General features: G+C 73.5%; 14 protein-coding genes. 9 read left to right on the forward strand and 5 right to left on the reverse strand.

Annotation, left to right across the window (positions count from 1 at the left end):
• On the forward strand, positions 1 to 642 hold a 642-nt coding region (locus NH602_RS21490; RefSeq protein ID WP_253068739.1), incomplete at its 5' end, for a hypothetical protein.
• 113 nt (positions 643 to 755) lie between these two features.
• Here the strand turns inward: NH602_RS21490 and NH602_RS21495 are convergent.
• From NH602_RS21495 to NH602_RS21505, 3 genes are all read right to left on the reverse strand, one after another.
• Complete coding sequence (locus tag NH602_RS21495) at positions 756 to 1,142, reverse strand: hypothetical protein (protein WP_253068740.1); 387 nt, start codon at positions 1,140 to 1,142, stop codon at positions 756 to 758.
• Between the two features lie 111 nt (positions 1,143 to 1,253).
• Positions 1,254 to 1,634, reverse strand: coding sequence for a hypothetical protein (locus tag NH602_RS21500; RefSeq protein WP_161151871.1), 381 nt, complete (start codon positions 1,632 to 1,634; stop codon positions 1,254 to 1,256).
• Between the two features lie 393 nt (positions 1,635 to 2,027).
• Positions 2,028 to 2,633 carry a TetR/AcrR family transcriptional regulator gene (locus tag NH602_RS21505; RefSeq protein WP_161151870.1) on the reverse strand — a complete coding sequence of 202 codons (606 nt, stop codon included), beginning with the start codon at positions 2,631 to 2,633 and terminating at the stop codon, positions 2,028 to 2,030.
• Positions 2,634 to 2,731: 98 nt separating this feature from the next.
• Between NH602_RS21505 and NH602_RS21510 the strand changes: the two genes are divergently transcribed.
• The 6 genes from NH602_RS21510 (at position 2,732) to NH602_RS21535 (ending at position 8,165) form a co-directional block, all read left to right on the forward strand.
• Positions 2,732 to 3,262 (forward strand): SCP2 sterol-binding domain-containing protein, encoded by a 531-nt coding sequence (locus NH602_RS21510; RefSeq protein WP_062403970.1) that lies wholly within the window; start codon positions 2,732 to 2,734, stop codon positions 3,260 to 3,262.
• Positions 3,263 to 3,294: 32 nt separating this feature from the next.
• The gene (locus NH602_RS21515; RefSeq protein ID WP_179761474.1) at positions 3,295 to 4,503 is read left to right on the forward strand and encodes an acyl-CoA dehydrogenase family protein; all 1,209 of its coding nucleotides are present in this window, start codon (positions 3,295 to 3,297) and stop codon (positions 4,501 to 4,503) included.
• 322 nt (positions 4,504 to 4,825) lie between these two features.
• The gene (locus NH602_RS21520; RefSeq protein WP_100879117.1) at positions 4,826 to 5,827 is read left to right on the forward strand and encodes a triacylglycerol lipase; all 1,002 of its coding nucleotides are present in this window, start codon (positions 4,826 to 4,828) and stop codon (positions 5,825 to 5,827) included.
• Between the two features lie 87 nt (positions 5,828 to 5,914).
• The gene (gene folP, locus NH602_RS21525; RefSeq protein ID WP_253068741.1) at positions 5,915 to 6,781 is read left to right on the forward strand and encodes a dihydropteroate synthase; all 867 of its coding nucleotides are present in this window, start codon (positions 5,915 to 5,917) and stop codon (positions 6,779 to 6,781) included.
• Between the two features lie 2 nt (positions 6,782 to 6,783).
• A complete protein-coding gene (locus tag NH602_RS21530; protein WP_253068744.1) occupies positions 6,784 to 7,542 on the forward strand; it encodes a dihydrofolate reductase family protein in 759 nt (252 codons plus the stop codon).
• Between the two features lie 62 nt (positions 7,543 to 7,604).
• Positions 7,605 to 8,165 (forward strand): GNAT family N-acetyltransferase, encoded by a 561-nt coding sequence (locus NH602_RS21535; protein WP_062399087.1) that lies wholly within the window; start codon positions 7,605 to 7,607, stop codon positions 8,163 to 8,165.
• Positions 8,166 to 8,264: 99 nt separating this feature from the next.
• On the opposite strand, the gene NH602_RS21540 is transcribed toward NH602_RS21535, so the two are convergent.
• Positions 8,265 to 8,780 carry a hypothetical protein gene (locus NH602_RS21540; RefSeq protein ID WP_253068742.1) on the reverse strand — a complete coding sequence of 172 codons (516 nt, stop codon included), beginning with the start codon at positions 8,778 to 8,780 and terminating at the stop codon, positions 8,265 to 8,267.
• 234 nt (positions 8,781 to 9,014) lie between these two features.
• Here NH602_RS21540 and NH602_RS21545 point away from each other — a divergent pair, with 234 nt between their 5' ends.
• Complete coding sequence (locus NH602_RS21545; protein WP_253068743.1) at positions 9,015 to 10,175, forward strand: S9 family peptidase; 1,161 nt, start codon at positions 9,015 to 9,017, stop codon at positions 10,173 to 10,175.
• 26 nt (positions 10,176 to 10,201) lie between these two features.
• Here the strand turns inward: NH602_RS21545 and NH602_RS21550 are convergent, their stop codons facing one another.
• Complete coding sequence (locus NH602_RS21550; protein ID WP_073573733.1) at positions 10,202 to 10,606, reverse strand: hypothetical protein; 405 nt, start codon at positions 10,604 to 10,606, stop codon at positions 10,202 to 10,204.
• Positions 10,607 to 10,649: 43 nt separating this feature from the next.
• On the opposite strand from NH602_RS21550, the gene NH602_RS21555 reads away from it, so the two are divergent.
• The gene (locus NH602_RS21555; RefSeq protein WP_062399093.1) at positions 10,650 to 11,195 is read left to right on the forward strand and encodes a peptidylprolyl isomerase; all 546 of its coding nucleotides are present in this window, start codon (positions 10,650 to 10,652) and stop codon (positions 11,193 to 11,195) included.
• Positions 11,196 to 11,405: the final 210 nt, after the last annotated feature.

Raw genomic sequence — 11,405 nt, forward strand, 5'->3', positions numbered from 1 at the left:
CTGGCCGGGGCGGTCACCTCGCTGCAGCGCCTCGCCGACGCCGTCGCCCCGCTCCAGGAGCTCGCCGCCACCCGCGCCGACCTGGCGCAGCTCGCCGGCGCCGTCGAGCCGCTGCGGGAGCTGGCCTCGGCCCGCGAGCACCTGGAGAGCCTGACCGGCGCCGTACCCGCGGTGCACGAGCTGGCCGCGACCCGGGCCGACCTCGCGCGGCTCGCCGAGGCGGTCGGACCGCTGCAGGAGCTGGCCCGCACCCCCGGCGACCTCGCCGCCCTCGCGGGCGCGGTGGAGCCGCTGCGGGTGCTCGCCACCGTGCGGGAGGACCTTGCGACGCTGGCCTCCGCCACCGGCGACCAGGGCGCCGTCCGGCGGATCGCCGCGGCCGTCGCGGACGCCGACGCGGACGGCACCCCGCGGCTGGCCGCGCTGGACGTCAACCTCGCGCAGGCCGCGAGCCAGCTGACCGCCGTCGCCCCGGACCTGCGGTCGGTCGCGGCTCGGATCGACGCGCTCGACCGGCAGATCGGGGTGCTGGCCGACGCGCTCGCACCGCTGCAGGGCACCACCGAGCGGATCGGCCGCATCGTCGACCGGCTGCCGGACCGCACCCGGCGCCTGGTCACCCGTCCGGCGACGGAGGGCTGAGCGCCACCACTCGGCCGGCAGCCGCGGCCCGGACACACGAACGAGCCGGCCCGCCGTCTGCGGACCGGCCGTTCGCCGGAGAAGCCGGGCTGTGCCCCCGGACCTCGGGTGTCTCAGGACTGGTCGGCGACCTGGTCCAGGACGGTCTTCTGGGCCTGCTCGGAGGAGGCCTTGTTGCCCTGCTCGTTCGACGAGTCGATCGAGTTGTCCTGCACGATCTCCTGGCCGGAGCCGCCGCGGACGTCCTCGTTCGCGAAGTCGCTCAGCGAGGCGATGCCGTCGACGTTCGCCGCCGGGTTCGCCTGGGTCACCGGGGCGCCGTTGGCGTTGCCCTGGGTGCTCTCCGACGACTGGGTGCCGGTGGCCGAACCCGCGGTCTCCTGGGTGCTGGTCTCGCTGCGGTCGCCGCGCTCGTGGTCGGCGAAGGCCATGCCGGCTGCACCGATGGTCATGGGGACGGCGAGCGCCGCGGCGGTGGCGATGCGGAAGGACTTGCGCATGGGGGACGATCCTCTCGGGGAAGGAGCTCGGCCGACCCGGTCGTAGGGGCCGGCACGGGCGGTCGGCGCCGGAGCGGTGGGTTGTGCCCGGCGGCCGGGGACGGCGGCGGATCAGCCCGCGAGGCCGGCGATCTGCTCGACGACGGTCTTCTGGGCCTGCTCGGTGGAGGCCTTGTTGCCCTGCTCGTTCGAGGAGTCGATCGAGTTGTCCTGGACGATCTGCTGTCCGGACCCCTCACCGCCGTCGTAGTCCTCGTTGGCGAAGTCGCTCAGGCCGAGGACGTCGCTCACGTTCAGCGCCGGGTTCGCCTGGGTGACCGGGGCGAACGAGCTGTTGCCCTGCTCGGTGGCGGCACCCTGCTCGGACGATGCGGTGGCCTCGGAAGCCTGGCCCTGATCGACGGTGTCGTCGGCGAAGGCCATCCCGGCCGCACCGAGGGTCATCGGGACGGCGATGGCGGTGGCGGCCAGAGTACGCACGGACTGACGCATGGAATGCGTTCCCTTCATGTTCACTGCTGTCGACTGCACGCCCCGGAATTCGGGGACGTACTGCGGAGAAAGGTAACCGGCGTTCTCCCGGAATGCGCGCCGACACCGGGTGACGTCATCGACACCCGTCTCGGTGAACCGCTGATGATGTGTTGCACGTAGCGATCCCGACACCCTCGGACAATAGGTGGGCTTGGCTCTGAGCTGCCGGAACGGTGAATCGGCGACATCACTCATTCGAGTGACATCCGGCCTGTACGCGCACTCCGAACAACGCGCGCGTATGCCGTTGCACGTGGACACGGCGGGGTTACGGATCGATTTCCCTCTATTATGGTGACAATCGCGACCCGGTGATCGATTGCACGGTGATCGATTTCCCGGCGGAGGGGACTAGGAGCGCAGCAGGGCCAGCCCCGGCCACACCAGCGCCATCAGCGTCGAGGCGAGGTCGTCGGGGTCCCCACCGTCGCCGGCCCAGTCGGCCAGACCCTCGGCCGCACCCGCCAGCGCCGCCGCGATCGGGGTGGTGACCGTCGCCGGGTCGATCCCCTCGGGGGCGACCAGCTCGGCGGCCAGCAGCTGTGCCACCCGGTCGACGATGCGGGTGCGCGCCGCGTGCACCTCGTCCGCGAGTGCCCCGGTGCGGGCCTGGCGGTAGAGCACCGACCAGCCGTCGCGGTGGATGGTCACGCTGGCGAAGAACGCCCGGAGGCCGCGGTGCAGGCGCACCTCGGCGTCGGCCGGTGCCCCGGCTGCGGCGCCGGAGACCGACTCCAGCAGCCGGTCGGACTCGCGGCGGATGCACCGCCGCAGCAGTTCCTCCTTCGAGCCCCCGCCGTGCGTGTAGACCATCGGCTTCGACAGCCCCGCCTCGTCGGCGACGGCGTCCATCGACGCGTCGTGGAACCCGTCCCGGGAGAACACGCGCACCGCCGCGTCGAGGACCTGCTTCTCGCGCTGTGCGGGCGGGAGCCTGCGGCGGGGTGGGGGTGCCATCTCGACAGCTTAGCTACTGCTGCGTAAAGTACGCCCCGTCCGAGCCGGTACGGCGAGTACCGGACACTTGTGTGAACCACGGCGAGGTGGAGCGAGCGATGGCCGACACGGTCGACATCAACGAGCTGGGTCGCAGCGTCGACCCCAAGTCCCTGTCCGACGAGCAGCTGATCTCCACCCTCGGCACGGCCCTGCGTGACGGGAACGCGAAGGACGTCGACCCGTCGCTGTTCGCCCGCCTGGTCAAGACCGCGTCGAAACAGCAGCTGGCGACCGTGATGTCGTCCGAGGTCCGCCGGCCGGTGCTGGAGGCGATCTTCGGCCGGATGAGCGAGTTCTACTCGTCGAAGGGTGCCTCCGGGAACCGGCAGGTCGTGCACTGGCACATCAAGGACGGCTCGACGACCGACAGCTTCCAGACCGTGCTGCAGAACGGGACCTGCACCGTCACCGAGGGCACCGACGAGGACGCCCGGACCGCGCTGACCATGCCGGGTACCGAGTTCCTGAAGGTCGCCACGAACAACGCCAACCCGGTGACCCTGTTCATGACGCGCAAGCTCAAGGTCTCCGGCGACGTCGGCTTCGCGACCGCCCTGCAGAAGATGTTCCAGATCCCGTCCGCCTGACGAGAACCGCGACCGAACAGCGGAGAGTTGAGATGACTTCCTTCGAACTGTCCGAGGAACACCGCGAGCTGCAGGAGTGGGTGCACGGCTTCGCCGCCGACGTCGTACGTCCGGCCGCCGCCGAGTGGGACGAGCGCGAGGAGACCCCGTGGCCGATCCTGCAGGAGGCCGCGAAGATCGAGCTCTACAACTTCGAGACCCTCGCCTCCTTCTGGGGTGACGAGACCGGGCTCTCCATGCCGCTGGTCAACGAGGAGCTCTTCTGGGGCGACGGCGGCATCGGCATGGCGATCTTCGGCACCACCCTCGCGGTGGCCGGCATCTTCGCCTCCGGCACGCCCGAGCAGATGGTCGAGTTCATCCCCCAGTGCTACGGCGATGCCTCCGAGCCGCAGGTCGGCGCGTTCTGCTCGTCCGAGCCCGAGGCCGGCTCCGACGTCTCGGCGATGCGCACCCGCGCCGTCTACGACGAGGCGAAGGACGAGTGGACCCTGACCGGTCAGAAGGCCTGGGCCACCAACGGCGGCATCGCGAACATCCACGTGGTGCAGGCCGTCGTCGACTCGGGCCTGGGGAGCAAGGGGCAGGCCGCGTTCGTCGTCCCGCCGAACACCCCCGGCCTGGAGTCCACCCGCAAGATCAAGAAGATGGGTCTGCGCGCGTCGCACACCGCGGACGTGTTCCTCGACGACGTGAAGCTCCCCGGCTCCTGCCTGCTCGGCGGCAAGGAGAAGCTCGACGAGCGGCTCGCCCGCGCCCGGTCGGGGGAGAAGTCGAAGGGCTCGGCCGCGATGCAGACCTTCGAGCTGTCCCGCCCGACGGTCGGCTCGCAGGCGATCGGCATCGCCCGCGCCGCCTACGAGTACGCGCTGGAGTACGCCAAGGACCGCGTCGCCTTCGGCCGTCCGATCATCGAGAACCAGTCGATCTCGTTCATGCTCGCGGACATGAAGACCGAGATCGACGCCGCCCGGCTGCTCGTGCACCGGGCCGCGTGGATGGGCCGCAACAACGTCCCGTTCACCGCGGGCGAGGGGTCGATGTCCAAGCTCAAGGCCGGCCGGGTCGCCGTGTGGGCCACCGAGCGCGCCATCCAGATCCTCGGCGGTGCGGGCTACTCGCGCGAGCACCCGGTGGAGCGGATGCACCGCGACTCGAAGATCTACGACATCTTCGAGGGCACCGAGCAGATCCAGCAGCTCGTCATCGCCCGCGCGATCTCCGGGAAGCACCTGGCGTGACCCCGGCGGCCGGTCGGCTGCGACGGTCGGCGGACCGGTCCCGCCCGGCGGGTCGTACCGCGGCCGGAGGCCCGACCGCCCACAGCGGGACGGCCGGCCGCCCGGCAGTGCTGTCACCCGTCCGGGTTCCGCGCCGGGGCGAGACCTGGTTCTCAGGTTCCGGTCGTGCCGACGACACCGACCTGGTGCGGGATCCGGTGACCACCGGCACCGCGTTCCGTCCGTCCGAGGCGCACCCGGTCGTCGTCGAACCGACGAGAACGCGTCACCGCAGGCCGCCGCCCTCGTTCACTGATCAGGAAGATCGACAACGGGGGAAGACATGGCACGGACGACGAGGTCCACCCTGCTCGCGCTGGCCGTCACCGCGGCCTGCCTGACCGGCGTCGCGGGGGTGGCGGCGGCCTCCCCGGAGCGCGCCGCCGACCCCGGGCCCGCGCTCACCGCGCCCGGCCTGGACGAGAGCCTCACCTGCCACGGCGACCTCGCCCGTTCCGCGGGCGCCCCGGTCCTGCTGGTGCCGGGGACGACGCTGGACCCCGACGTCAACTTCGACTGGAACTACGCGCGCGCCTTCGCGCAGGAGGGCCGGGCCCACTGCCTCGTGCAGCTGCCCGCGCACGCGACCGGGGACATCCAGGTCGCGGCCGAGCACGTCGTCCACGCGATCCGCACCATGCACGACGAGGCCGGCGGCCCGATCTCCGTCGTCGGGTTCAGCCAGGGCGGCATGGTCCCGCGCTGGGCGCTGAAGTACTGGCCGGACACCCGCGGCATGGTCACCGACATGATCGGGATCGACCCGTCGAACCACGGCACGCTCGACGCCTACCCGGTCTGCGGACCCGGCTGTGTCCCCGCGTTCTGGCAGCAGCAGACCGGCTCCCGGCTCCTCGCCGCACTCAACGACGGGCCGGAGACGTTCGCCGGGATCGACTACACCGTCGTCTACACCGTGACCGACGAGGTCGTGGTCCCGAACCTGCCGCCCGCGGCGAGCTCGGAGCTGCGTCGCGACGGCGCGGGCCGGATCGCGAACATCCCCGTCCAGTCGCTCTGCCCGGTGCACGTCGCCGAGCACCTGACCATGGGCAGCACCGACCCGGTCGGGTACGCCGTCGTCGCCGACGCGCTGCACCACGACGGCCCCGCCGACGCGGGCCGGATCGACCGCGCCGTCTGCCTGGCCGACGTCATGCCCGCCGTCGACCGGACGCAGCTCCCGGCGAACGAGGTGCGGCTGCTGGGGCAGGTCGCGACCAGCATCGCGACCGAGCCGCGGGTGGCCGTCGAGCCGCCCCTGCGGGACTACGCCCGCGGGTGACCGGTGGGCGTGCCCGCGGGGGCCCGGGGAGGATGGGGATCCCACCGGGTCCTGCAGCGGGCCCGGACCGTGCTGTGAGGAGACCACGTGCCGAGCGTGACGTTCCGTGGACGTACCTGGAACCGGGACCGGGCGATGGTCATGGCGATCGTGAACCGGACCCCCGACTCGTTCTACGACCACGGCGTCACCTTCGCCGAGCAGGCCGCCCGGGACCGGATCACCGCGGTCGTCCGGGAGGGTGCCGACGTCATCGACATCGGCGGCGTCCCGGCCAGTCCGGGCACCGAGGTCACCGAGCAGGAGGAGATCGACCGGGTCGTGCCGACCGTGGAGTGGGCGCGCCACACGTTCCCCGACGTCGCGATCTCGGTCGACACCTTCCGCGCCGGGCCCGCCGACGCCGTCTGCGCCGCCGGGGCCGACCTGGTCAACGACAACTGGGCCGCCGCCGACGGGGCGATCCTCGACGTCGCCGCCCGGTACGGCGCCGGCTACGTCAGCGCCCACACCGACCACGTCACCCCGCGCACCGAGCCGCACCGGCCCCGCTACGCCGACGTGCTCCGCAGCGTCATCGACCAGACCGTCGCGCTCGCCGAGAAGGCCGTCGCCGCGGGCGTGCCCGCCGAGGGGATCCTCATCGACCCGGCGATCGACTTCTCCAAGAACACGTTGCACAGCCTCCAGGTCCTGCGCGGCATCGACGAGATGGTCGCGACCGGCTGGCCGGTGCTGCTGGCGATGTCGAACAAGACCGTCGTCGGTGAGTCCCTGGCCGTGCCGCTGGAGGAGCGGCTGACCGGCACCCTCGCCGCGACGGCGCTGGCCGCGGACCGCGGCGTCGCCATGGTGCGCGCCCACCAGGCCCGGGCCACCCGCGAGACCTGCGAGATGGTCGCCACCGTCCGCGGCGAGCGGAACCCGTCGCGGGCGGTGAGACTGCTCGCGTGAGCATGATCCACCAGATCTTCCCGGCGGCCGACGCCGGACCGCTGTCGACCGAGCAGCTCGAACGGCTCTACGCCTACCCGGACGACCGCCTCCGGCTGTCGGTCAACTTCGTGTCCAGCGCCGACGGCGCCGTCGAGGTCGCGGGCAGCTCGGCCGGGCTGTCCACCCCGCCCGACCGCGCGGTGCTGGACCTGGGGACCGACCTGGCCGACGTCGTGCTCGTCGCGGCCGGGACGGCCGCCGCCGAGGGGTTCACCGGCGTCAAGCACAACGACCGGATGGGCGACCGGCGCCGCCGCTTCGGGCTGTCGGAATTGCCGTCGACGGCGGTCGTCACCTCGTCGGGGAAGTCGCTCGACCCGTCGGCGCCGGTGCTGACCGACACCGTGGTCCCCACGATCGTGCTCACCTGCGAGTCGGTCCCCGCGGACCTGCGCGGCCGGTGGGCCGACGCCGGCGCCGAGGTCGTGCTCACCGGCGACGAGTCGGTCGACCTCGCCGTCGCCGTCGCCGCGCTGGGGGAGCGCGGGCTGCGCCGGATCAACTGCATGGGCGGACCCGCGCTGTTCGGCAGCCTGGCCGAGGCGGGCCTGGTCGACGAGCTGCGACTGACCCTCGCGCCGTTCCTGGTCTCCGGCGAGGCAGGCCGGATCGCCCGCGGCGCGGGCATGGACCCCACGCGTCTCGAGCTCGTCAGCGTCGTCACGGGGGACGACACGCTCCTCATGCGCTACCGGGTGCGCGAGGCGCCGTCGTCCTGACGGGGAACCCCGGAGGGGGAGGTCCCGATCACGCACGGCGACGTCTGGGGCAGGATGGTGCCGTGTCGCGTCCCTCGAACATGCTGGCGGACGGCGTCGTCGTCCTCAGTCCGCTCGGCTGGGACGACGTGACGGCCCACCTCGCGGGTGAGGACGCCGAGATCGTCCGCTGGCTCGGTGGCGCTCCCGCGACCCCGGCGACCGCCCGCGCCCACGTCCGCCGCGCGATCGAACGCTGGGCCGACGACGGGCCGAAGCTGAGCTTCGGCATCCGGGTCGACGGCGGCGCCGTCCTCGCCGGGACGATCGACGTCGACCTGGATCCCGCGGGGGACCGGGCCGGTCTGTCCTACGGCGTCTACGCGGCGTACCGCCGTCGCGGCCTCGCGACGCGCGCGGTCCGGCTCGCCGCCCGCTACCTGGGCGAACGGGGTGACGTGCGATGGATCTCGATCGACGTCGACCCGCAGAACACCGCATCGGTCGGGGTCGCGCGACGGGCCGGGTTCCGGTTCCTGCGCCACGTCGTCGACGACGAGGGGTCCTTCGACCGCTACGAGCTCCTCGTCCGCGCGCCGGTGGTGCCCGCGCCGCCGCCGCGTCCGCGGCACGGCCGGCCCTGACCCCGTTCGCGGTCACCCGTCCGGTGCCCCGGTCGTGGGGACACCGGACGGGCGACGTCGCGAGCGCCGGTCGGGGGTCCGGCGCTCGTCGGTCCGCCGTCAGGAGACGGTCGGAGCCTCGATGTACATCACGCCCGGGACCTCGAACACGGGCAGCGCGCCGGCGTCGTCGGCCGACGGGAGGTCGACGTCGTCCGCGGAGGGGAGCTCGGGAGCGTCGTCGGCCGAGGGGAGCTCGGGCGCGTCCGGAGCGGAGGGGACCTCGGGCGCGTCCGCGGACTGCAGCGAGGCGGTGGAGAGGTCCTCCGCGCCCGGCAGCGAGTCCGCCGAGGGGAGCGCGTCGGTGCTCGGCAGGCCGGGGAGCGCGTCGGCCGACGGCAGCTCCGGCAGACCGGAGGTCTCGCCGTGTGGGGTCTGCAGCTCGCCGAAGGAGACGCTGTTCGCGTCGTTCGACAGGGTGCCGTCCTCGTAGGACGGCAGGGCGGAGGTGTCCGGGGCATCGGGTGCCTCGGGCAGTTCGGCGGCCGAGGCCTGGCCGACGACACCGGCGCCGAGCGCGGCGATGCCGGCGCCGGCGAGGGACAGCCGCAGGGCGGTACGGGCGAGCGGGGTCATGCGCACGTCCTTCCAAAGGGGGAGCGGGGGAGCGGAGGGCCGACGGACGACCCTCGCCGGGGGACAACGAGATCCCCATCGGTCGGTTGCGTTCCGCAGTCACTCGGTGGCGATCTTCACCCGTACGAGTGGCGACCTGAGAGGGGGCTCGCACGTACGGCCCCTTCTCGTCACTCCAACAGGCATCAGGTGGTCCACTCGCGGCACACGTACGCGGGGGAGCAGGATGATTGTGTGCGCGCGCCGAGCTCCTCCGTCCGCCACTCCGTCCGTCGTTCGGCGCCCGTCGCGGGAGCGCTGGCCGGGGCCCTGGGCGGGGCGGGCGGCGCCGCCGCGGCCGCGATCGGCTGGCACTACTCGACGATCCTGCTGCACCCGTCGCCGCACCCGGGGCTGCCCGAGCGGGTCGTCACCGCCGGGGACGGCACCGTCGAGCTGGCGCGGACCCGGCTGTCCGCACAGCCGGGTGTCTGGGGGCTGCGAGGCCCGGCCGGACTCGCCGTCGTCGGTCCGGTCCTGGACCGCGGGCGCCGCACCGTCGTCCGGGAGCTGCGCGCCGGCCCGGTCCCGGCGACCGGCCCCGCGGTGCTCGACGCCGGCCCGTTCGACCCGGACCCGTCCGCCCGCGGTCTGCCCTTCGACGACGTCCGGGTGCCCACCGACCTCGGCCTCGCACCGGCCTGGCGCATCCCCGCCCCGGACGGCGGTGACCCGGACACCTGGGCGCTGTGCGTGCACGGCCGAGGCGGTACCCGGCGCGAGGCACTGCGGATCCTGCCCGCGCTGCACGCGGCCGGGCTGACCCAGCTCGTCGTCAGCTACCGCGGGGACGGGACCGCCCCGGAGTCACCGGACGGGCGGTCGCACCTCGGCGACACCGAGTGGCGCGACATCGACGCCGCCGCGGCCTACGCCCTGGTCCACGGCGCGCGCCGGCTGGTGCTGGTCGGCTGGTCGATGGGGGCCGCGGTGGGCGGGGCGTTCCTCGACCGGTCCCCGCACGCCGACCTCGTCGACGCCGTGGTCTGGGACGCGCCGCTGCTCGACTGGCGTCGCACGCTGCGCAGGCAGGCCCGCAACCGCGGTCTCCCGCCGACCCTCGCCGGGGTCGCGGCCCGGTTCACCGCGCGCCGGATCGGGATCGACCTCGACCGGTTCGATCTGGTCCGGCGCCCGCCCGCGGTCCGCCCGCCGACGCTCGTCCTGCACAGCGACGCCGACACCGCCGTGCCGGTCACGCTGAGCCGGGACCTGGCCGCGGCCGCCCCCGGGCACCGCTGGCCGGTCACCTACCGGGAGTTCTCCGGCACCGAGCACACCGGCAGCTGGAACGCCGATCCCGACGGCTACGAGGCCGCCGTGACCGGCTTCCTGCGGACCCTGCGCCCGGCCTGACCCGCCCGCTCCGGGACGGCCGTGGGTCAGTGACCGCTCGCCTGCGACCGGCCCTGGCCGATCGGCTTGCCGTGGATCTGGTCGTCGGTCGGCGGGGTCGTCGGCACCGGGGTCCCCGGGTCCACCTCGCGCTCGCGCTGCAGGACCGTCGCCCAGCCCCACACCGCGGCCGCGGTCAGCAGCAGAACGGCCACGATCCACGGGGCCCGGCGCACCCGCGCCGGGGTCGGCTCGACCACCTCGGCCAGCGCGTGGCGGGCGTCGTGCACCGAGCCGGACACCACGTCGGACAGGCCGGACAGGCGGGACGAGACCCCTCCCGCCACGGCGTCGGCGACCGCGCCACCGGCGATCCGGCCGGCGTCGGCGAAGGTGTGCACGGCCTCGGCCGCATCCTTGCGGGCACGGGCCCGCGTCCTCTCGGCACTCATGTTCCGGACCTGCTTCCCACGGATGCGGCTGCTTACTGGCACGATGGTAGCCGTGACGGAACCAGGAAACGCCAACACGACGGCCGTCCTGCACACCTCCGAGGGCGTCGTCCGCGTCGTGCTGTTCGGCGACCATGCGCCGAAGACGGTCGCGAACTTCGTCGGCCTCGCGGAGGGCAGCAAGGACTACACGGGCCCGAACGCGAGCGGCGGCGACTCCGGGCCGTTCTACGACGGTTCGATCTTCCACCGGGTGATCAGCGGCTTCATGATCCAGGGCGGCGACCCGACCGGTACCGGTCGCGGTGGCCCGGGCTACCAGTTCGGCGACGAGTTCCACCCGGACCTCAAGTTCGACAAGCCCTACCTGCTGGCCATGGCCAACGCCGGGCCGGGCACCAACGGCTCGCAGTTCTTCATCACGGTGGGCAACACCCCGCACCTGAACCGGCGCCACACCATCTTCGGTGAGGTCGCCGACGCCGAGTCGCGGGCCGTCGTGGACGCCATCGCCCAGACCACCACCGGCCAGGCCGACCGGCCGCTGACCGACGTGGTCATCGAGAAGATCGAGATCGAGCGGTCCTGACCCCGCAGGTCTCCGACCACCGAGTGGACGGGCCGTGGTGAACGGACGACCCGACGACAGCGGATCCGGGACACCCGGCGAGCCCGAGGGCGGGCCGGGTTCCCCCGGACCCGCGGGCACGCCGCACTACCCGGCGCCGCCCGGCTACCCGCAGCCCCAGTGGCCGCCGCCGGGCGCGCCGGGCGGTCCGCCCTGGGCCGGTCCCGGCGC

It is taken from the genome of Pseudonocardia sp. McavD-2-B (genome assembly GCF_024124365.1).
GTDB lineage: Bacteria > Actinomycetota > Actinomycetes > Mycobacteriales > Pseudonocardiaceae > Pseudonocardia > Pseudonocardia alni.

Bases quoted from the DNA above. Each gene is read 5' to 3' on its own strand.
- NH602_RS21505 (WP_161151870.1), bottom strand. From the start codon at position 2,633: ATGGCACCCCCACCCCGCCGCAGGCTCCCGCCCGCACAGCGCGAGAAG.
- NH602_RS21550 (WP_073573733.1), bottom strand. From the start codon at position 10,606: ATGAGTGCCGAGAGGACGCGGGCCCGTGCCCGCAAGGATGCGGCCGAG.
- NH602_RS21510 (WP_062403970.1), top strand. From the start codon at position 2,732: ATGGCCGACACGGTCGACATCAACGAGCTGGGTCGCAGCGTCGACCCC.
- NH602_RS21540 (WP_253068742.1), bottom strand. From the start codon at position 8,780: ATGACCCCGCTCGCCCGTACCGCCCTGCGGCTGTCCCTCGCCGGCGCC.
- NH602_RS21515 (WP_179761474.1), top strand. From the start codon at position 3,295: ATGACTTCCTTCGAACTGTCCGAGGAACACCGCGAGCTGCAGGAGTGG.
- NH602_RS21500 (WP_161151871.1), bottom strand. From the start codon at position 1,634: ATGCGTCAGTCCGTGCGTACTCTGGCCGCCACCGCCATCGCCGTCCCG.
- NH602_RS21530 (WP_253068744.1), top strand. From the start codon at position 6,784: ATGATCCACCAGATCTTCCCGGCGGCCGACGCCGGACCGCTGTCGACC.
- NH602_RS21555 (WP_062399093.1), top strand. From the start codon at position 10,650: ATGGTAGCCGTGACGGAACCAGGAAACGCCAACACGACGGCCGTCCTG.
- NH602_RS21520 (WP_100879117.1), top strand. From the start codon at position 4,826: ATGGCACGGACGACGAGGTCCACCCTGCTCGCGCTGGCCGTCACCGCG.
- NH602_RS21495 (WP_253068740.1), bottom strand. From the start codon at position 1,142: ATGCGCAAGTCCTTCCGCATCGCCACCGCCGCGGCGCTCGCCGTCCCC.